This window comes from Streptomyces sp. NPDC029526 (assembly GCF_040637405.1).
Classification (GTDB): Bacteria; Actinomycetota; Actinomycetes; order Streptomycetales; family Streptomycetaceae; genus Streptomyces.
Window position 1 is genome coordinate 1 of sequence record NZ_JBEZWE010000025.1, and the last position, 19,764, is coordinate 19,764.

Genomic DNA, 19,764 nt, shown 5'->3' on the forward strand with positions numbered 1-19,764 from the left:
GCACGAAGGCCCACTCGGCATCGGACAGTTCATGGCGACGTATCACCCGACCATGATCCCCGATCGAAGATCATTTGACGACAGACCCTAGGGGGCTTCGGACCGCGTCCGGTCGCGTGCCTGGGTGGCGATGACGGCGGCCTGGACACGGCGTTCCACACCGAGCTTGGCGAGCAGCCGGGAGATGTGGTTCTTGACCGTCTTCTCGGCCAGGTACAGCCGCTGGCCGATCTGCCGGTTGGTCAGCCCTTCGCCGATCAGGTCCAGGATCTCGCGTTCCCGGTCGGTCAGGCCCGGCAGGACGTCCGGCTCCTCGGCCGGCTGCTGTCCGCCGCCCCGCAGCCGTGTCATCAGCCTGGCCGTGGCGCTGGCGTCCAGCAGCGACTGGCCGCGGGCCACCGTCCGCACGGCCGAGATCAGGTCCGAGCCCTGGATCTGCTTCAGCACGTACCCGGCCGCGCCCGCCATGATCGAGTCCAGGAGCGCCTCCTCGTCGTCGAAGGAGGTCAGCATCAGGCAGGCCAGGTCCGGCATCTTCGAGCGCAGTTCACGGCAGACGGTCACTCCGTCCCCGTCGGGCAGGCGCACGTCGAGGACGGCCACGTCGGGGCGCAGGGCGGGGACCCGGATCAGTGCCTGCTCCACCGTCGCCGCTTCTCCGACCACCGTGATGTCCGGTTCGTCGTTCAGCAGGTCGTGCACTCCCCGCCGTACCACCTCGTGGTCGTCCAGGAGGAAGACCTTGATCGGGCTTCCCGTGCCGTCGCCCTGCTCGGTGTGCGCCATCGCATGCTCCTCGTGATGCCTCGGTCTCCGTCGAACTCCCCATCCTGCCAGGGCGGCCGAGGTCCAGGGGAGGTCGGTCCCGTGCCCGCCCGCCTCAGTGGGCCGCGAGGCCACGTCCACGGAACTGAGCCCGTACCCGGTCCACGAGCGCCGCGTCGGGGACCGGAGTGTCCCGCAGGGTGAAGGGGACACCCAGGGCGTCGTACTTGGCGGCACCGAGCTTGTGGAACGGCAGGATGTCGACCCGCTCGACGCAGCCCAGGCCGGAGAGGAAGCCGGCGAGTCCGTCGACGGCGTCCTCGTCGTCGGTCCAGCCGGGCACCAGGACGTACCTGATCCACACGCGCTTGCCCAGCCGGTCGAGGCGGGTGGCGAAGTCGAGGGTGGGGGCGAGGTCGCCGCCGGTCAGCTTCCGGTAGGTGCGGGCGTCGAAGGACTTGACGTCCAGCAGCACCAGGTCGGTGTCGGCGAGGAGTTCGTCCGTGGCGCGGGCGCCGAGGAACCCGGAGGTGTCGAGCGCGGTGTGCAGTCCGAGCTCCTTGCAGCGGCGGAGGACCGCGGCGGTGAAGGCCGGCTGGAGGAGGGCCTCGCCGCCGGTGAGGGTCACTCCCCCGCCGGCGGTGGTGACGAAGGCCCGGTACTTCTCGATCTCGGCCATCACCTCGTCGACGGTGGCCGGTTTCCCGTCCCGCATGTGCCAGGTGTCGGGGTTGGCGCAGTACAGGCAGCGCAGGGGGCAGCCGCTGAGGAACAGCACGAACCGGGTCCCGGGACCGTCCACTCCCGTGGACAGGTCCCAGGAGTGGATCCGGCCCGTGACCGGCTCGACAGTGGTGTTCACAGCGATCCGTGGAAGGTCCGGCTGATCACGTCGAGCTGCTGCTCGCGGGTCAGGCGGACGAAGTTGACGGCGTATCCGGAGACCCGGACCGTCAGCTCCGGGTACTTCTCCGGGTGCTCCATGGCGTCCTCCAGGGTCGCCCGGTCCAGCACGTTGACGTTCATGTGGAAGCCGCCCGAGGACATGTAGGCGTCGAGGATGCCGACCAGGTGACCCGCTCGCTCCTCGGGGACGTGTCCGAGGCCCTCCGGGGTGATGGTGGTGGTCAGGGAGATGCCGTCCCGCGCCGCCTCGTAGGGGAGCTTGGCCACCGACAGGGCGGAGGCGGCGACCCCGTGCCGGTCGCGGCCGTTCATCGGGTTGGCGCCGGGGGCGAACGGGGCGCCCGCGCGCCGGCCGTCGGGGGTGTTGCCGGTGTGCTTGCCGTAGACCACGTTGGAGGTGATGGTCAGCACGGACTGGGTGTGCTCGGCGTCGCGGTAGGTGGGGTGCTTGCGCACCTTCTCCATGAACGACTCCACCAGGTCGACGGCGAGTGCGTCGGCGCGGTCGTCGTTGTTGCCGTAGGCCGGGAACTCGCCTTCGATCTGGAAGTCGACAGCCAGTCCGGTCGCGTCGCGGAACACCTTCACCCGCGCGTGCTTGACGGCGGACAGGCTGTCCACGGCGACGGACAGGCCGGCGATGCCGCACGCCATGAAGCGGTGCACCGGATAGTCGTGCAGGGCCATCTCGATGCGCTCGTAGGCGTACTTGTCGTGCATGTAGTGGATGACGTTGAGCGCGTCCACGTACGTCCGCGCGAGCCAGTCCAGGACCCGGTCGTAGGAGGCCGACAACTCCTCGTAGTCCAGGTAGTCCCCGGTCAGCGCCGGCATTTGGGGGGCGACCTGTTCGCCGGTCATCTCGTCCCGGCCGCCGTTGACCGCGTACAGCAACGCCTTGGCCAGGTTGACGCGGGCGCCGAAGAACTGCATCTGCTTGCCGACCGCCATCGCGGAGACGCAGCAGGCGATCGCGGTGTCGTCGCCGGTGCGCGGGCGCATCAGCTCGTCGGACTCGTACTGGACGGCGCTGGTGTCGATGGACACCTGCGCGCAGAACTCCTTGAAGCCGGCCGGGAGCCGGGGCGACCACAGCACGGTCAGGTTCGGTTCCGGGGCCGGGCCGAGGTTGTACAGGGTCTGCAGGAAGCGGAAGGAGGTGCGGGTGACCAGCGTGCGCCCGTCGGCGCCGAGGCCGCCGATGGACTCCGTCACCCACGTCGGGTCGCCGGAGAACAGGGCGTCGTACTCGGGGGTGCGCAGGAAGCGCACGATCCGCAGCTTGATGACGAAGTCGTCGATCAGTTCCTGGGCGCGGGACTCGTCGAGGATCCCTTCGTCCAGGTCCCGCTGGAGGTAGACGTCGAGGAAGGTGGAGGTGCGGCCCAGCGACATCGCCGCGCCGTTCTGCTCCTTCACCGCGGCCAGGAAGCCCAGGTAGAGCCACTGCACCGCCTCGTGCGCGGTGGCGGCGGGACGCGAGACGTCGCAGCCGTACGAGGCGGCCATCTCGGTCAGTTCTCCCAGCGCCCGGACCTGCTCGGCCAGTTCCTCACGGTCCCGGATGACGTCCGGGCCGGAGGGCCGCGCGTCCAGCAGGGCCCGCTCGGCGCGCTTGGCCTCGATCAGCCGGTCCGTGCCGTACAGCGCGACCCGCCGGTAGTCGCCGATGATCCGGCCCCGGCCGTAGGCGTCCGGCAGCCCGGTGATGATCCCGACCTTGCGGGCGGCCCGCATCTCGGGCGTGTAGGCGTCGAAGACGCCGTCGTTGTGGGTCTTGCGGTAGTTCCCGAAAACGCGCGTGACGAAGGGGTCCGGCTTGTAGCCGTACGCCTTGAGTCCGTTCTCCACCATCCGCAGCCCGCCGTTCGGCATGATGGCCCGCCGCAGGGGGACCTCGGTCTGCAGGCCGACGATCAGTTCACGGTCGCGGTCGATGTAGCCGGGCCGGTGCGAGGTGATGGTGGACGGGTTGCCCGGGTCGACGTCGAGGACGCCCCGGCGACGTTCCTCGGGAAACAGTGCGGCCACCTTGCCCCAGACCGCGAGCGTGCGCTCGGTCGGACCGGCCAGGAACGCGGCGTCGCCTTCGTAGGGGGTGTAGTTGGCCTGGATGAAGTCGCGCACGTCGATGCGCTCACGCCACCCGCTCCCGGCGAACTGCCGCCAGGCATCGGCGGTCCGGGGGCCGGCTGTCACCGTCGCGGTCATCTCAGGTCCTCTCCTCGAACGGTCTTGTCACTGTCGATGCTCGTCGTGCGGGCTCGCGGCGAGGAGTGCCGGACAGGGCACCGGGCGGGTCCCTTCCGCCCCCGGCCGGCCGGGACCTTCGGCCCCCTGTCCCGACGACAGCGCACCGCAGGACGGTTCCGTCGTGGGAGAGCCGGACAGCCGGGGAGGCGCGGTGCGCGTGCCCGACCGTGACGCCGCGGTGCCGGTGCCCCCTCACGTCCGCCGGGGCCGGCACCGACCGGCCGGCCCCGGCGGGCCGGCAGCCGGCCGATGTGCCCCCGCCACCTCAGTCGTGCGGGACGACGGCGACGGGGCATCCGACATGGTGCAGGACGGCGTGGGTGACCGGGCCCGTGTGGGCACCGACCCGGTGGTCGGTGGTACGGCGGCCCACCACGAGGAGGCCCGCGTCCCGGGTGGCCCGCACCAGTGCGACGGTGGCGCGTCCTTCGGTGACCGCCTCGGTCACGGGGACGGTCGGGTACTTCTCCCGCCAGGGGCGCAGCACCGCCGTCAGGGCGCGCTCCTCGTCCGCCAGCGTCTGGGCCCGCGGCTGCGGGACGAGAGCCGGGCCCTCCGGGGCGACGGTCACCAGGGGCGCCGAGGCAGCGGGTGCGGGGCGGAACGGCGTCCGGAAGGCGTGGACCACCCGCAGGCCGGTGTCACGTCGGCGGGCGGCGTCGAAGGCGAACTCGATCAGTTCGTCGCAGGGACGGTCCGTCCGCAGTCCCAGGACCACCCGGCGGTAGGGCGTTGTCGGGATCTCCTCCGGGGCGACGCCGTCCGTGGCCGGCAGGTGCTCATCGGCGGCTCCCCGCCCCGCCCGGACCAGGACGACCGGGCGGGCGGACCGGCCGACGACGCGCTGGGACACGGAGCCCGTCACGAATCCGCTCAGGGCCCCGAGGCCGAGGGAACCGAGAACCAGCAGGTCGGCGTCGGCCGAGGCGGCCAGCAGAGCGGTGACCGTCGCGTCGCACACGAGCCGGTCGGTGATCCGCAGACCCGGGTGGGCGGCACGGACACTGCGTACGGCCTCCCGCAGGAGCTGCTCGGCGCAGTCGTGCTCGTTGCTGTCCATGGGGATGTACGGCGCGGGACGGGCGTGGCGGTGCCAGGCGTGGACCACGGTGAGACCCCTCCCCCGCCGCTGGGCCTCCTGCGCCGCCCAGTGCGCGGCGGCGAGGCCCGCGGCCGATCCGTCGACCCCCACCACGATGTCGTGCGGCATGACGTGTCCCCTCCCGGCTGGATGACTTCCGATGTCTTCGAGCGTCCTCCCGGCCGAGCGGGTGGTACACGGGCCGTACAGCCCCGGCCAGGCTCCCGAAGGTCCTTCCGGGACGGACGGTGCGAGCCGGGGCCGACCGGTCCCCCGGGCGGGACGGCCGGCACCTCGCGCCGAGCACGCCCCCGTCCGACGCTGGAAGCATCACGCCCCCACGCTTGAGGAGCGCAGCGTCATGGTCCGTTACGTGTACGACTTCACCGAGGGCGGCCGTGACATGGCCGACCTTCTCGGCGGCAAGGGCTCGAACCTGGCCGAGATAACCCGGCTGGGACTCCCCGTGCCACCGGGCTTCACCCTCACCACCGAGGCGTGCCGCGCCTTCCTGGCCACGGGCAGCGAACCCGCGGGCTTGTGGGAGGAGGTCTCCGCGCACCTGTCGGCCCTGGAGGGGTCCGCCGGCCGGGTGCTGGGGCAGCCGGACGACCCGCTGCTGCTGTCCGTCCGCTCCGGCGCGAGGTTCTCCATGCCCGGCATGATGGAGACGATCCTCGACATCGGCCTGAACGACGACTCCGTCCTCGGGCTGGCCAAGGTCTCCGGCAGTGAACGCTTCGCCTGGGACTCCTACCGCCGTCTCGTCCAGATGTTCGGCGCCACGGTCATGGGCGTCGACTCCGCACGCTTCGAGCAGGCCCTCGCCCGCCTGAAGGGGCTGCGCGGCGTCGAGGAGGACACGCACCTGGAGACGTCCGACCTGGCCGAGCTGGTCGAGACGTACAAGGACCTGATCCGCCTGGAGACCGGGGAGCCCTTCCCGCAGTCCCCCGCCGAGCAGCTGCGCCGGGCGGTGCTGGCCGTGTTCGAGTCCTGGAACGGCGAGCGCGCCCGTCTGTACCGGCGGCGCGAGCACATCGCCGACGACCTGGGCACCGCCGTCAACGTGCAGCGCATGGTCTTCGGCAACCTCGGGGCCGATTCCGGCAGCGGTGTCGCCTTCACCCGCGACCCGGCCACCGGACGCCCCGGCCCGTACGGCGACTACCTGCCCGACGCGCAGGGCGAGGACGTCGTCGCCGGCATCCGCAACACCGTGCCGCTGGCCGAGCTGAAGCGCCTGGACGCCACGTCTTACGACCGGCTGCGTATGCACATGCGTACCCTGGAGCGGCACTACCGGGACCTGTGCGACATCGAGTTCACGATCGAGCGCGGCACCCTGTGGATGCTTCAGACGCGGGTCGGCAAGCGCACCGCCGAGGCCGCGTTCGTGCTGGCCGCCGAACTGGCCGACGAAGGGCTCGTCACCCCGGACGAGGCGCTGGCCCGAGTGCACGGGGAGGGCCTGGCCCGGCTGATGTTCCCGCGCTTCGACACCTCGGCGACCGGCACCGCGCTCGCCCGCGGGGTCCCGGCCTCCCCCGGCGCGGCGGTCGGTGCCGTGGTCTTCGACTCGGCCCAGGCCGTACGGCGCGCCGCGGCCGGCGAGAAGGCCGTCCTGGTCCGGCAGGAGACCACCCCCGACGACCTGCCCGGCATGATCGCCGCCCAGGCGGTCCTCACCAGCCGGGGCGGCAAGACCAGCCACGCGGCCGTCGTCGCCCGCGGCATGGGCAAGGTCTGCGTGTGCGGCGCCGAGGAACTCACCGTGGACACCGAAGCCCGCCGCTTCACCACCGCGGACGGCACCGTCGTCGAGGAGGGCACCGTCGTCTCGGTGGACGGCTCCGCGGGAGCGGTGTACCCGGGATCGGTGCCGCTGGTGGACTCGGCGGTCATCCGGTTCCTGGAGGGCGGCCGGGAGGACGAGGGCGCGCGTCGCGTGGTCGACGCGGTGGCCCGGGCCCTGTCCCGCGCGGACACCGTCCGGCGCCTGGAGGTGCGGGCCAACGCCGACACTCCCGAGGACGCCGCCCGCGCCCGCCGGTTCGGAGCACAGGGCATCGGCCTGTGCCGCACCGAGCACATGTTCCTCGGCGAGCGCCGCAAGCTGGTCGAGCAGATGATCCTTGCGGGCACGGACGCCGAGCGCGACCGGGCCCTGGCAGACCTTCTCCCCCTTCAGCGGCAGGACTTCACCGGCATCCTGGAGGCGATGGACGGCCTGCCGGTCACCATCCGGCTGCTCGACCCGCCACTGCACGAGTTCCTGCCCGACCACACCGAACTGGCGGTGCGGATCGCCACCGCCCAGGCCCGTGACGAGGAACCGGACCCGCACGACGTCGAGCTGCTGACCGCGGTCAACCGCATGCATGAAGAGAATCCGATGCTGGGCCTGCGCGGCGTACGCCTGGGACTGGTCGTCCCCGGCCTGGTCGCCATGCAGGTGCGGGCCATCGGTGAGGCCGTCGCCGAGCGCCTCCTGAGCGGCGGAGATCCGCATGCGGAGATCATGGTCCCGCTCGTCGGGGACGTCCGGGAACTGCACCTCGTGCGCGAGGAGGTGCGGCGGGTGCTGGCCGAGGTCTCACAGGCGTCCGGGGTCGGCGTCGACTGCCCGGTCGGCACCATGATCGAGCTGCCCAGGGCGGCCCTGACGGCCGGTCGGATCGCCGAGGAGGCGGAGTTCTTCTCCTTCGGCACCAATGACCTCACCCAGACCACCTGGGGCTTCTCCCGTGACGACGTCGAAGCCGAGTTCTTCTCCGCCTACCTCGACAAGGGCGTCTTCCCCACGTCGCCGTTCGAGACGCTCGACCGTGACGGGGTCGGCCGGCTGGTGGGCATCGCCGTCGCCGAGGGCCGCGCCACCCGCCCGGACCTCAAGATCGGCGTGTGCGGCGAGCACGGCGGTGATCCCGACTCGGTGCACTTCTTCCACACCGCGGGACTGGACTACGTCTCCTGCTCACCGTTCCGGGTGCCGGTGGCGCGGCTGGAGGCGGGCCGGGCGGCGCTGGAGGAGACCGAAGGGAGCGACAGCAGGTGAGGCCCGGGGCTCCTCGGCCCTGATGCCAGGGGCCGAGGAGCCCCTCCCACCGAGGTCGGTCGCCTCTGGGACACGGAGGGCAAGCGCGGCAGTCTTGAGGTGTCCCAGAACGATCACAGGGAGTGGATCACATGACCGCCAAGGACATCGGTACCCGTGAGAATACCGCCACCGTGCGGGTGCGCGCCGACGGCAGGGTGGACGAGGAGTCCCTCGCCTATCTCCGCGAGAAGGTCGGCACCGCCCTGGACCGGCCAGGACTGCCGCCCGTCAGCGGCGACGTGCGCATCGTCAGGGCCACGGCCCGCCGCATCGCACAGCCCTGGTCCGCCGGCGCCGAGATCCGGGTGGGCGGCGACCTCGTCGTCGTCCACGCCCGCGAGGCGACCGCCCGCGAACTCGCCGACCGGCTCCACGACCGGCTGCGCGCCACCACCGAACGCGCCGCCCACCGAGGCGACACCACCCGCCGCACGGCCGCACCGCCCCCGTGGCGCGGCGGCCCGCAGAAGTAGGCGCCGCACCGCGCCTGCCCGACCCGGCGGGAGGGCCGGAGCCGGCCACCGGCTCCGGCCCTGTCCGTCCGCGCCCGTGAAGGAGAATCCGCCATGACCGCTCACACCGTCGGTGAAGTGATGACCAGGGACGTCGTCCAGGCCCACCGGACGACACCGTTCAAGGAGGTCGTGCGGCTGCTCGACCACCACCGGATCAGCGGGCTGCCGGTGATCGACGCCGACGACAAGGTCCTCGGCGTCCTGTCCGGGAGCGACCTGGTACGCGTCCAGGCATACCGGCAAGGCTCCGCACCTCCTCCCGCCCTCACGGCGGAGGACGTGATGTCGAGCCCCGCGATCACCGTGCACCCGGAGCAGACCGTGCCGGACGCGGCCCGGCTGATGGAGCGCCGTGGCGTCGAACGGCTGCCCGTGGTCGACGAAGCCGACCGCCTCATCGGCATCGCCACCCGCCGCGACCTCCTCCGGGTCTTCCTGCGCGCGGACGACGACATCCGCCGCCAGGTGACCGGAGACATCGTCGTCGGCACGCTGGAGCTGCCGTCCGACGCCGTCCTCGTCTCCGTGCGCGACGGTGTCGTCACCCTCGCCGGCCGTGTCGAACGGCGCAGTCAGGTGCCGGAGCTCATTCACGCCGCCTGGCGCCTCGAAGGCGTGGTCGGCGTGGTGAACCGCCTCACCTTCCACACCGACGACTGTGCGGCGGCCACCCCACCCGCTCGGATCGGGAGCCTGTGAACGCGGCGGGCGCGGCCGTGCGGTGGCTCCGTCCGGCCCGGGCCGACAGTCCCTGCCGGGCCGGGCCGGACGGACACGGAAGGGGCCCTTCGACGCCTCCTGCGGCAGGCGCTGTCGGAGAACAGTGAAGGCAGAGAGCGGCGCCGCCGTACACCACGGCGGCCCCTGATGACGGAGGCACACCACCATGACCCGACAGAACGTGCGGACCAAGGACCGCGGGACCGACGCCCCGTCCGACACCGCGGTCGCCGTGGACCGTCTGGTCACGGCCGGCCTCAAGGCACTCGTCGACTATGGGGGTCTCACCCAGGAGCAGGTCGACCACATCGTCAAGAAGGCGTCGGTCGCCGCCCTGGACCAGCACACCGCGCTGGCCCGTCTGGCGGTCGAGGAGACCGGGCGGGGGGTGTTCGAGGACAAGGCGGTCAAGAACATGTTCGCCTGCGAGCACGTCACGCACAGCATGGGGCACATGAGGACCGTCGGGGTCATCGCCCGCGACGACATCGAGGACATGGTCGAGATCGCCGAACCGGTGGGCGTGGTGGCCGCGGTCACCCCCGTCACCAACCCGACCTCCACCACCATCTTCAAGGCCCTGCTGGCGCTGAAGACCCGCAACCCGGTCGTGTTCGCCTTCCACCCCTCCGCCCAGCGGTGCAGCGCCGAAGCCGCCCGCGTCGTACGGGACGCGGCCGTCGCCGCGGGAGCGCCGGAGCACTGCGTGCAGTGGATCGAGCAGCCGTCGGTGGAGGCCACCCGCACTCTGATGCGGCACCCGGGCGTCTCACTGATCCTCGCCACCGGCGGCAACGCCATGGTCAAGGCCGCCTACTCGGCCGGCAAGCCCGCCCTCGGCGTGGGCGCCGGCAACGTCCCCGCGTACGTGCACAAGAGCGCGAAGCTGCACCGGGCCGTCAACGACCTGGTGCTGTCGAAGGCGTTCGACAACGGCATGATCTGCGCCTCCGAGCAGGCCGTCATCCTGGACACCGACATCTACGACGCGGCGCTCGCCGAGTTCCGCACCCTCCACGCCCACCTGGCCACCCCGGAGGAGAAGGCGAAGCTGGAGTCCTTCCTGTTCCCCGCCACCGGCGGGTCGGGCGCCGGCTGCGAGCCCAAGGTCAACGCGTCCGCCGTCGGCCAGAGCCCCGCCTGGATCGCCGAACGGGCCGGGTTCTCCGTGCCGGAGAACGCCTCGGTCATCCTCGTCGAGGCCGAACGCGTCGGCCCGGACGAGCCGCTGACCCGCGAGAAGCTCTGCCCGGTCCTCGCCGTGCTGCGCGCCGAGGACGAGCGCCACGGCTTCGACCTGGCCGCCGACATGGTCGCCTTCCACGGCCAGGGCCACAGCGCCGTCATCCACACCGGGGACCCCGCCATGGCCGAGGCGTACGGCAAGCGGATGAAGACCGTGCGGATCATCGTCAACTCGCCGTCCTCGCAGGGTGCGATCGGCGGCGTCTACAACGGTCTGCTGCCCTCGCTCACCCTGGGCTGCGGCTCCTGGGGGAGCACATCGGTGTCCAACAACGTCTCCGCCGCCCAGCTGCTCAACGTCAAGCGGGTCTCCACCCGCCGCAACAACCTGCAGTGGTTCAAGGTCCCGCCGAAGATCTACTTCGAGCCGCAGGCCATCCGCTACCTGGCCTCCATGCCGGACGTCCACCGCGTCACGATCGTCACCGACGCCACCATGACCCGTCTCGGCTTCGTCGACCGGATCAGCCGCGTCCTGCAACGGCGCCGGGAACCGGTCACCCTCCAGATCATCGACAACGTCCAGCCCGAACCCAGCATCGACTCCGTACAGCACGGTGCCGACCTCATGCGGGACTTCCGTCCCGACACGATCATCGCGCTCGGCGGCGGCTCGCCCATGGACGCGGCCAAGGTGATGTGGCTGCTGTACGAGCAGCCCGGCATCGACTTCGCCGACATGCGGCAGAAGTTCTCCGACATCCGCAAGCGCGCCTTCCGCTTCCCCACCCTGGGCAGGCTGGCCCGTCTGGTGTGCGTGCCCACCACCTCCGGAACCGGCGCCGAGGTCACCCCCTTCGCCGTCATCTCCGACCCCGCCACCAGCAAGAAGTACCCGCTGGCCGACTACGCGCTGACCCCCAGCGTGGCCATCGTCGACCCCCTCCTCACCACCGCCCTGCCCCCGGCGCTCGCCGCCGACAGCGGCTTCGACGCCCTCACCCACGCCATCGAGGCGTACGTCTCCGTCTACGCCAACGACTTCACCGACGGCTTGGCCCTCCACGCCATTCGTCTGATCTTCGGCCATCTCGAGGCATCGGTGAACAACCGTGGAGACGCGGCGGAGGCCCGGGAGAAGATGCACAACGCCGGCACCATCGCGGGCATGGCCTTCGGCAACGCCTTCCTCGGCATCGTCCACGCCATGTCCCACACTCTCGGCGCCACCTTCCACATCGCGCACGGCCGCACCAACGCGGTCCTGCTCCCCCACGTCATCCGCTACAACGGCACCGTCCCCACGAAGCTCACCGGCTGGCCCAAGTACGAGAACTACTGTGCCCCCGAACGCTTCCAGGACATCGCCCGCACTCTCGGCCTGCCCGCCGCCACCCCGGCCGAGGGCGTGGAATCCCTCGCCGCCGCCGTCGAGCGCCTGCGCGACGCCGTCGGCATCGAGCCGACGTTCCAGGCCCTCGGCGTCGATGAGCGCGCCTTCCTCGACGCCCTGCCCCAGCAGGCCCTCAACGCCTACGAGGACCAGTGCGCACCCGCCAACCCGAGGATGCCGATGCTCGCCGACATGCAGGAACTCATGCGCACCGCCTACCACGGCTGAACACGGCCGTGCCGGAAGCCGCCGTACGGGAGCCTGACCGCTTCCTCGCGGCGGCCTCGCCGTGCCGGGCGGTACCGGCCGGCATGCCGGAGGGGTCCACGACCCCGGCGCGTGGACCATCGGGCCCTGCTGCCCGGCGGGCACGTGCACTTGGCTGTCCATATGACGCACGAGACGTGTTCCCTATTGGATGAGCGTGTTGATGGCGCCCAACTAAAAGGCGGAGCACGTGCGGTGGCAGGTGTATTGGTCACCCGAACGGCCATCGATCCCAGCGGATTGGATACCCGTACTTGCGGAAATGGAGGATCTGTCCGACCGTGAGGACCGGGACCCATCCGGGAGACCCGATCATGTTGTCGCCGGACTACCGGATCGACGAACTGCTGAGCCTCTACTTGTGCCGGTCGGGGTTCGCAAAGCCGGCGCCGAAGACCAAGCGCGCCTACACGGACGACTGGCTGCCTGTTCTTCGACTTCCTCTGGGCCGGGGCAAGGTCTAGAACCAGGCCACCAACGACGACCTCGCGGACTTCGAGTACTGGCGGGCCCGGGCCAGCGCGAGCCCGGGAAAGGTCGGCGGGTCCCGCTGAAACCGGGGACTGGCCGCGCTAACCCGCCTCCACGAGTGGGCCGACTGGCGCGAGCACGTCGTACGGAATCCGGTCCTGATGCGCGACGTCATCGGCCGCACCGGCCAGGTGATGCGGGTTCCGCAGGCACGGGCGAAGGGCGCCAAGACCAGCGATGTCCACTGGCTGACGCCGCGGACGTCCCGCATGTGGGTGAACGTCGGCCTGCGTGGCTACACAGCCCAGGGGGTGCTGGCGGCGGGCTGGGTTGGGCGGCTGGAGGACCGCAACGCGGCCTTCGCGGACCTGCTGCTGTCGTCGGGAATGCGGCTGACCGAGGCGGCATCGCTGCTGACCATCGAGAACCCGCGCACACAGCTGGGCGGTGCCCGCTACTACTCGGGGCGCCTGGCGCCGGTGGTCGGCGGCGTCGAGGGCTACATAGAGTCGTCGCGGGCGGACAGGATCCGCCGCGCCCAGGCCAAGGGCCGCTACGAGAGTCTGCCGCGGATGCGGCTGGTCACGAAGGTCGCGGGTTTGCGCAAGAAGGTGCTGCACTGGCGGCACCAGGACGGAGTCGAGGGGCGGACGCCGCTGTCCGATGCGGACGCGGCCGAGCGGATGACGTTGTTCATCGAAGGCCCGGCGGGGCCGAAACCGCTGTGGTTGTGGTTGAACGAGTCCGGTCTGCCGTTCCGCCCGGCGTCGTGGGAGAACGCCTTTCGCACTGCGTCGCTGAGATGCGCCGAGGTGCTGGACGGCGTCGTCGCCGAACCTCCGTGTTGCACCCCGCACCTGGCCAGGCACTCCTTCGCCTTGTTCATGCTGGTGGTGCTGCACCACGTCGTTGACCTGCGGATGGGGCGACTGGATGGCATACGCGGCTGACGTCAGCAGGCGAACGAGCACCGAAGGCGCGAACAGCCAAGGCGAACTCCTGAGCCGGTCCGGACCGGTAGCGCCTCGGTGTCAGGGCGGTGCGTGCGAGCCGTGGTGCCGGCCCGCACGAGCCGGGTGCCTTGGCGGAATCTGCCGCCGCCAGGCCCGGCCGCGCCACGTGCACTGCGTTGATCGCTCCCATGCCCGCTGCGACGGTTCGCCGGGTGCCGGTCTGTTCACCCGATCGGGACGACCCGCGCCAGAACCGGTTGTTGCGGGCGGTGTGGTGATGCCGTGCAGTCCTGGCGTGACTTCCGGCCGTGGTGATCGTTTAGGAGGGGTGGCGGTGTCGGAACGGGATGTGAGGAGGGGGTGCGGTGGAGATCCGGGGAGTGTGCCATTCCTACCGCCGCCATGAAGTGCTGCGGGGCGTGGATCTGCGCCTGGCCGCGGGCACGGTGACGGGGATCGTCGGGGAGAACGGCGCGGGCAAGTCCACCTTGCTGAAGATCCTTGCCGGGGAGCTGCGTCCAACGCGAGGGACGGTCCGGCACACCGGCCGCTTCGGCTACTGCCCGCAGCAGGTGGTACTGAACAACGCGCTGACGGTGCGCCAGCATCTGCTGTTCTTCCAGCGCGCGTTCGCCCTGCCCAATCTGCGCCGGGCGCAGGAGGTGATGGACGTGCTGGGACTGTCCGCCTACCGCGACGAGAGGGCCGGCGTCCTCAGCGGCGGGACCCGGCAGAAGCTGAGCCTGACGCTGGCGCTGATGCACGATCCGCAGGTGCTGCTGCTGGACGAGCCGTACCAGGGCTTCGACTGGGAGACGTATCTGCGGTTCTGGGAGCTGGCCGGGCGGCTGCGGGACGCGGGCCGGACCGTGCTCGTGGTCACGCACCTGGCGCACGACGTCGAACGGCTGGACGAGGCGTGGCAGCTGGTGGACGGCAGGCTGCGCGCCGGAATGACGGTGGCGGCATGAAGCGGCACCGGGACCTGTTCGCCACGGCCGCCCGGTACGCGCTGCTCGAACACGGACGCAACCACTTCGCCCTGGTCCTGATCGCGGCGTTCCTGCCGCTGTGGACCGCGCTGGCCTACGCGGCGATCCCAGCCCCGCCTGTACGGGTGCGGCTGCGCGCCACGGGGGAATGGCTGGCGCCGCACGGCAACGAGCTGACCTCGATCAGCGGCGCGCTGAACGCGGTGACGCTGATCACCGGCTTCCTCATGTTCGCCGCGACGTTCACCAGCGGCCCCTTCGACCGGCGCCTGGCCATGGCCGGCTTCCCCCGCTTCCACCTGATGGCCGCCAAGCTGACCGGCCTCTGCGCCGCCGCCGCGGTGATCGCCGCCTACGCCACGGCCGTCATCTGCCTGGTCTGGGACCCGCACCAGCCCTTCCACCTCGCCCTTGCCCTGTTCACCGCCGGCATGACCTACGGCGTCCTCGGCGTGGGCTTCGGCGCCCTGCTGCGCCGGGAGGTGGAGGGCATGTTCGCCATCGTCATGACCAGCATCATCGACCTGCTCCTGCAGAACCCGATCATGAGCGCGGGCGCGGACGACGCCGTCACCCAGTTCCTGCCGTCCTACGGCGCCATGCAGACCAGCATCGCCGCAGGCTTCTCCACCACATTCGCCGGCACCAGCCTGCTCATCCAGCTCGCCTGGTGCACCGCGGCCGCTGCCCTGGCGCTGCTCGCCTTCCACCACCGAACCCGCAGCACACTGACCCGGCCAGCCGCCTCGCCCCCCGGCGACACCGGCACACGGCACGCCGCCGCCACGCCCACTGTCTGACCGGCAACCCGGCGCCACACCCCCTTCCGGTCTCCGGCGACCGGCGCGAAGCGGCGGTCCGGGTCCCACCCGCCAGCCGGCGGGACCGGGTCCTCCCGCCCGCAGCCGCCCGGCCAGGAGCCAGGAGTTGAGGGCCGGCGACGCGCTGCCCCTCCCCGTTCACCGCGGCCACCGATCACGAAAGACGAGCCATGCCCACCACTTCACCGTCCCCGCTCGCCGCAGCACGGCCGGAGGAGTACGGCGCGCCAATCACCGGCGACGCCGGACTTCGCGCGGCCTACCGGCTGTGCCGCCAGCGCACTCAGCGGGAGGACCCGGTCGAGTACGCCCTGATCCAGCTGGCCCCGCCGGCGCTGCGGCCTCCCTGCTGGGCGCTGTGGGCGGCGGCGAACGCCATCGACGACCTGGCCGATGAGCGCGACGCCACGCCCGAGCAACGCGCCCGGCGCGTAGAGCAGTGGATCACCGGCCTCACCCGCGACCTGCACCTCGGCCGCAGCAGCGACCCGGTCCGCCACGCCCTGGTGGACACCGCTATCCGCTGGCAGCTGGACCTATCCGAACTCACCGACGCCATGCTCCTGGTCAAGAACGACGCCTCAGGACGGCACTTCGACGACTGGGCGGCCTGGCGGGCCTGGGGCCGCGACACCCTGCTGCCCTGGTTCGACCAGGTCCGCGACCTGTTCGACCGGGCCGGCGCGCCCCTCGCGCTGCGCCTGGATGAGAAGGACAACTACGAGCAGTTTCTGGACGGCGTCCGGCTCACCGACATCCTCACCGACCTGGCCGCCGACCTCGCCGACGGTGACCTCCTCCTGCCCCAGGAGGTGTTCAAGGCGTTCCCCGGCAGCGGTGACGACCTCGCCGGGCTGCGCTGGAGCACACCGGTCGCCGAGCTGATCGCGCACCTGACGGCCCTGGCCCGCCGCTGGACCACCCAGCCGTCCCTCACCCGCGGCATGCACCCCGGCCCGGCCACCATCGTGCAGAGCATGGCCCGCCTCCTGCACGCCCAGCTCGACGCCATCAACCAGGCCGGCCCCGCCCTGCTCCACACGCCCCCGCGGCCCGCCCGCGCGACCAGCGCCCGCATTCTGGCCCCAGCCCGGGCCCGCGCCGCCCTCGCCTGGCGCCTGACCCACCTGACCCTCCCCGCCCCCCGCACACCAGGCACCACCGCACCCTGCGCGCCGCCCACCCCCCTTCTGGCCGGTCCCCGCGCCCGGGCCTTCGCCGCCCCGCCGGCGCATCCCAGCGGGGCACGGCCCCCTCACCTGACCAGCGCCCAGATGCCCGCCCACGTCGCCGTCATCATGGACGGCAACGGCCGCTGGGCCACCCAGCAAGGACTGCCCCGCGCCCACGGCCACCGCAGCGGCGCCCTCGCCCTGCGCGACACCGTCCACGGCGCCCTGGACATCGGCCTGTGCCACCTGACGCTCTACACCTTCTCCACCGAGAACTGGAAACGCGACCCCGAAGAAGTCGACGCCATCCTCGACGTCATCCGCAACGAACTGGCCACCGACCCCTACCGCGACCTCGACGTCCGCATCCGCTGGCACGGCCGCACCGGAAAACTCCCCGCCGACCTCGTCGACCTCCTCCTCACCCGGGAGCGCACCACCCGCGACCGCACCGGCCTCACCCTCACCCTGTGCATCAACTACGGCGGCCGTGACGAGATCACCCGCGCCGCCGCCCGCCTGGCCGCCACCGTCAAAAACGACGGCCTCAACCCCGACTGGATCACCGAAAACGATCTCGCCCGCCACCTCCCGCACCCCGACATGCCCGACGTCGACCTGCTGTGGCGCACCGGCAACGAACAGCGCACCTCCAACTTCCTTCCCTGGCACAGCTCCTACGCCGAACTCCACTTCACCGAACACCTCTGGCCAGACGTCGACCGACGACACCTCTGGCAGGCCATCACCGAATACAGCCGACGCCAACGCCACTACGGAGCCACACCCCAACAGACAACCGGCAGCTGATCAGTCCCACCGTGCGCGGAAGCCCCGTTGCCCTTCGCCACCGCAGGGCCCGCGCGCCAGTAGGCGGAGGTGACGGCGACTCCGGATTCTTATCGAGCTGTGCTAGCTGGCCGGGTGAGGCCGCAAGATCGCCCGTTAAGAGCCTTCCTGAGCCCGTGGCGGCTGACACTGCGAAGGACCGTGGACAGCACGTGGCGCCGCCACCCGTGAGGCGGTAGCCCGACCAGCTGTCGGTCGTCGGCGCGGAGCTAGAGCTTGAGCATCGAGACGGAGTCGATCACGTTGTTCTTGACCAAGTAGGCGCCTCGCTCGGCGCCGGCGGAAAGGCTGCAGATCAGACGCGATGATCCCCCGCTGCCGCCGTGGGTCGGATCGGTGCAGCAGCCTCGATGGAAAGGCAAGTACTTCAGAATGGCGCGGTGCGGACCGGCTGGTCTCTGCTATTCCGTCCGTAGCGATATCCGACTCCACCATTAGCGCCCGTCTCGGACCTGCAGCTGCGGTCGCTGATGGCCGAGCCCGAGCCGGTGGAGGGCGGCGGCGAGAGATGGTCCCAGGACCGGTTCACCTTGCTGCTGGCGCGGATCGCCGAGGAAAGCGAGGGCATCCAGGACATGGACGCCAAGCTCATCCCGGTGGTGTCGGCATGAGCCGCCGCGGCCGCAAGGCCGCCCTGCCCCCCACGCCCTTTCGCCATCCCCCTGTTCTCGGCGAAGACCTGGGCGACGTGGTGGTACGCCACACCACCGAGCAGGGCCGCGCCGGCTGCGTCCTGGGAAGTGGTGTACGGGTTCCCACCTGATCCGGGCGTTTGGCCCGGCGTCGGAGTGAGGGTCCGGATACGAGAACGGCCACCGGCTGATCTTTCAAGACGACCAAGTCTTTGAAGGAGTTCAGCACGATGACCGCACCCGACAGTCTGCCCCTGCAAGCCCTCGCCGAGGACAATCTCACCGCGGTGAGTCCGGATCTACTGCGCGCGATGGTCAAGACGTTCGCCGATGCGCTCATGTCGGCGGAGGCCGACGTCCTCTGCAACACCGAGTACGGGCAGGTCAGCGACGAGAGGGTCAACCACCGCAACGGCTATCGCCCGCGCGAGTGGGACACCCGCTCTGGGACCGTCGAGCTCGCCGTTCCCAGGCTGAGGCAGGGCAGCTACTTCCCACATTGGCTCCTGGAACGGCGGCGCCGGGCCGAACAGGCCCTGATCTCGGTTGTCGCCACCGCCTACCTGCTCGGCGTCTCCACTCGCAGGGTCGAGAAGCCCGCCGAGTCCCTGGGCGTCACTCAGCTGTCGAAGTCCCAGGTCAGCGCAATGGCGAGGCACCTGGACGAACAGGTCACCGCCTTCCGCAACCGACCCCTGGACGCCGGCCCGTACTCGTTCGTCTGGGTCGACACGCTCACCCAGAAGGTCCGCGAGGGAGGCCGCATCATCAATGTCCACGCCCTGGTTGCGGTCGGCGTCAACGCCAACGACCACCGCGAGATCCTCGGCATCGATGTCGCCACCGCCGAGGACGGCGCCGACTGGCTGGCCTTCCTGCGGTCTCTGATCGCCCGCGGCCTGTCAGGCACCCAGCTCGTCATCTCCGACGCTACGCCGGCCTGGTGGACGCGATCGGCGCGGTGCTGCCCGGCGCTTCCCGTCAGCGCTGTCGCACCCACTATGCGACGAACTTGCTGAGCTAGGTGCCGAAGTCGGCCCAGCCCTGGGTGGCAACCCTGCTGCGGACCGTGTTCGAGCAGCCCGACACCGACGCGGTGAAGGCGCAGACGACCCATGTCCTGGACGCGTTGGAGGCCAAGTTTCCCAAAGCAGCGGGTCACTTGGACGCCGCCCAGCACGGCCTGCTGGCCTTCACCGCCTTCCCGCGGGAGATCTGGCAGCAGATCTGGTCGAACAATCCGCAGCAACGGTTGAACAAGGAGATCCGGCGTCGCACCGACGTGGTCGGCATCTTCCCCGACCGCACGGCCGCTATCCGGCCCGTCGGTACCGTGCCGGCCGAGCAGAACGACGAGTGGACCGAAGCCCGCCGCTACATGGGCCGCGACCTCCTCGCCAAGGCCCGACTCCACCCGATCGAGTCAGAAACCGACGACACCACCCTGCCCACCGAACTCACCGCGTACCCTCAAACCGAGATCACCAAGTGGCCGTCGATATACCACTCCAGCGGACGTGACCCGTCTCGCTCAGGCCTTAAAAAAAATCTTGTTCTGACAGTGTGAGGTTCCTGGGAGCCCGTCGTCAGACTCCACAGGAGCGGATGATGCGCACGTCCCTCCCGCCGTCACAGAACGGCTAGCACGCGGAGAGGGACGCCACCGAAATGCTGGCCCGATCCAACAGC

At 70.9% G+C, this 19,764-nt stretch carries 14 protein-coding genes and 1 pseudogene; 10 read left to right on the forward strand and 5 right to left on the reverse strand.

The window, feature by feature from the left end; translation table 11 throughout:
• Positions 1 to 87: 87 nt before the first annotated feature.
• The 4 genes from AB0F01_RS29405 to AB0F01_RS29420 all read right to left on the reverse strand — a co-directional run bounded on the left by AB0F01_RS29405 (position 88) and on the right by AB0F01_RS29420 (position 5,134).
• Complete coding sequence (locus AB0F01_RS29405; RefSeq protein ID WP_362101913.1) at positions 88 to 786, reverse strand: response regulator transcription factor; 699 nt, start codon at positions 784 to 786, stop codon at positions 88 to 90.
• 94 nt (positions 787 to 880) lie between these two features.
• Entirely contained in the window at positions 881 to 1,627 is a 747-nt protein-coding gene (gene pflA, locus AB0F01_RS29410; protein WP_362101916.1) for a pyruvate formate-lyase-activating protein, read from the reverse strand.
• Positions 1,624 to 3,882 carry a formate C-acetyltransferase gene (gene pflB, locus AB0F01_RS29415; RefSeq protein ID WP_362101919.1) on the reverse strand — a complete coding sequence of 753 codons (2,259 nt, stop codon included), beginning with the start codon at positions 3,880 to 3,882 and terminating at the stop codon, positions 1,624 to 1,626. The genes pflA and pflB overlap by 4 nt, the downstream gene beginning before the upstream one ends.
• A gap of 307 nt (positions 3,883 to 4,189) precedes the next feature.
• Entirely contained in the window at positions 4,190 to 5,134 is a 945-nt protein-coding gene (locus tag AB0F01_RS29420) for a universal stress protein (RefSeq protein WP_362101922.1), read from the reverse strand.
• Between the two features lie 232 nt (positions 5,135 to 5,366).
• Here AB0F01_RS29420 and ppdK point away from each other — a divergent pair, with 232 nt between their 5' ends.
• The 8 genes from ppdK (at position 5,367) to uppS (ending at position 17,404) form a co-directional block, all read left to right on the forward strand.
• Positions 5,367 to 8,063 carry a pyruvate, phosphate dikinase gene (ppdK, locus tag AB0F01_RS29425; protein ID WP_362101925.1) on the forward strand — a complete coding sequence of 899 codons (2,697 nt, stop codon included), beginning with the start codon at positions 5,367 to 5,369 and terminating at the stop codon, positions 8,061 to 8,063.
• A gap of 131 nt (positions 8,064 to 8,194) precedes the next feature.
• Complete coding sequence (locus AB0F01_RS29430; protein ID WP_362101928.1) at positions 8,195 to 8,578, forward strand: hypothetical protein; 384 nt, start codon at positions 8,195 to 8,197, stop codon at positions 8,576 to 8,578.
• 93 nt (positions 8,579 to 8,671) lie between these two features.
• Complete coding sequence (locus AB0F01_RS29435; protein WP_362101931.1) at positions 8,672 to 9,319, forward strand: CBS domain-containing protein; 648 nt, start codon at positions 8,672 to 8,674, stop codon at positions 9,317 to 9,319.
• Between the two features lie 187 nt (positions 9,320 to 9,506).
• Complete coding sequence (gene adhE, locus AB0F01_RS29440) at positions 9,507 to 12,146, forward strand: bifunctional acetaldehyde-CoA/alcohol dehydrogenase (protein WP_362101934.1); 2,640 nt, start codon at positions 9,507 to 9,509, stop codon at positions 12,144 to 12,146.
• A gap of 671 nt (positions 12,147 to 12,817) precedes the next feature.
• Positions 12,818 to 13,606 carry a hypothetical protein gene (locus AB0F01_RS29445; RefSeq protein ID WP_362101936.1) on the forward strand — a complete coding sequence of 263 codons (789 nt, stop codon included), beginning with the start codon at positions 12,818 to 12,820 and terminating at the stop codon, positions 13,604 to 13,606.
• 368 nt (positions 13,607 to 13,974) lie between these two features.
• A complete protein-coding gene (locus tag AB0F01_RS29450) occupies positions 13,975 to 14,580 on the forward strand; it encodes an ABC transporter ATP-binding protein (protein ID WP_362101939.1) in 606 nt (201 codons plus the stop codon).
• Positions 14,577 to 15,401 carry an ABC transporter permease gene (locus AB0F01_RS29455; RefSeq protein WP_362101942.1) on the forward strand — a complete coding sequence of 275 codons (825 nt, stop codon included), beginning with the start codon at positions 14,577 to 14,579 and terminating at the stop codon, positions 15,399 to 15,401. The genes AB0F01_RS29450 and AB0F01_RS29455 overlap by 4 nt, the downstream gene beginning before the upstream one ends.
• A gap of 191 nt (positions 15,402 to 15,592) precedes the next feature.
• Positions 15,593 to 17,404, forward strand: a complete 1,812-nt coding sequence (gene uppS / locus AB0F01_RS29460) for a polyprenyl diphosphate synthase (RefSeq protein ID WP_362101945.1) — start codon at positions 15,593 to 15,595, stop codon at positions 17,402 to 17,404.
• 248 nt (positions 17,405 to 17,652) lie between these two features.
• Here the strand turns inward: uppS and AB0F01_RS29465 are convergent, their stop codons facing one another.
• On the reverse strand, positions 17,653 to 17,805 hold the full coding sequence (locus AB0F01_RS29465) for a hypothetical protein (RefSeq protein WP_362101948.1): 153 nt from the start codon (positions 17,803 to 17,805) through the stop codon (positions 17,653 to 17,655).
• Between the two features lie 108 nt (positions 17,806 to 17,913).
• On the opposite strand from AB0F01_RS29465, the gene AB0F01_RS29470 reads away from it, so the two are divergent.
• Both AB0F01_RS29470 and AB0F01_RS29475 read left to right on the forward strand, forming a co-directional pair.
• Positions 17,914 to 18,054 carry a hypothetical protein gene (locus tag AB0F01_RS29470; protein ID WP_362101951.1) on the forward strand — a complete coding sequence of 47 codons (141 nt, stop codon included), beginning with the start codon at positions 17,914 to 17,916 and terminating at the stop codon, positions 18,052 to 18,054.
• A 251-nt stretch (positions 18,055 to 18,305) separates the two neighbouring features.
• Positions 18,306 to 19,486, forward strand: a pseudogene (locus AB0F01_RS29475) (IS256 family transposase); the annotation flags it as partial.
• Positions 19,487 to 19,764 lie beyond the last annotated feature (278 nt).

Bases quoted from the DNA above. Each gene is read 5' to 3' on its own strand.
- AB0F01_RS29405 (WP_362101913.1), bottom strand. From the start codon at position 786: ATGGCGCACACCGAGCAGGGCGACGGCACGGGAAGCCCGATCAAGGTC.
- pflB (WP_362101919.1), bottom strand. From the start codon at position 3,882: ATGACCGCGACGGTGACAGCCGGCCCCCGGACCGCCGATGCCTGGCGG.
- AB0F01_RS29420 (WP_362101922.1), bottom strand. From the start codon at position 5,134: ATGCCGCACGACATCGTGGTGGGGGTCGACGGATCGGCCGCGGGCCTC.
- ppdK (WP_362101925.1), top strand. From the start codon at position 5,367: ATGGTCCGTTACGTGTACGACTTCACCGAGGGCGGCCGTGACATGGCC.
- AB0F01_RS29430 (WP_362101928.1), top strand. From the start codon at position 8,195: ATGACCGCCAAGGACATCGGTACCCGTGAGAATACCGCCACCGTGCGG.
- AB0F01_RS29435 (WP_362101931.1), top strand. From the start codon at position 8,672: ATGACCGCTCACACCGTCGGTGAAGTGATGACCAGGGACGTCGTCCAG.
- adhE (WP_362101934.1), top strand. From the start codon at position 9,507: ATGACCCGACAGAACGTGCGGACCAAGGACCGCGGGACCGACGCCCCG.
- AB0F01_RS29445 (WP_362101936.1), top strand. From the start codon at position 12,818: ATGCGCGACGTCATCGGCCGCACCGGCCAGGTGATGCGGGTTCCGCAG.
- AB0F01_RS29455 (WP_362101942.1), top strand. From the start codon at position 14,577: ATGAAGCGGCACCGGGACCTGTTCGCCACGGCCGCCCGGTACGCGCTG.
- uppS (WP_362101945.1), top strand. From the start codon at position 15,593: ATGCCCACCACTTCACCGTCCCCGCTCGCCGCAGCACGGCCGGAGGAG.
- AB0F01_RS29470 (WP_362101951.1), top strand. From the start codon at position 17,914: ATGGCCGAGCCCGAGCCGGTGGAGGGCGGCGGCGAGAGATGGTCCCAG.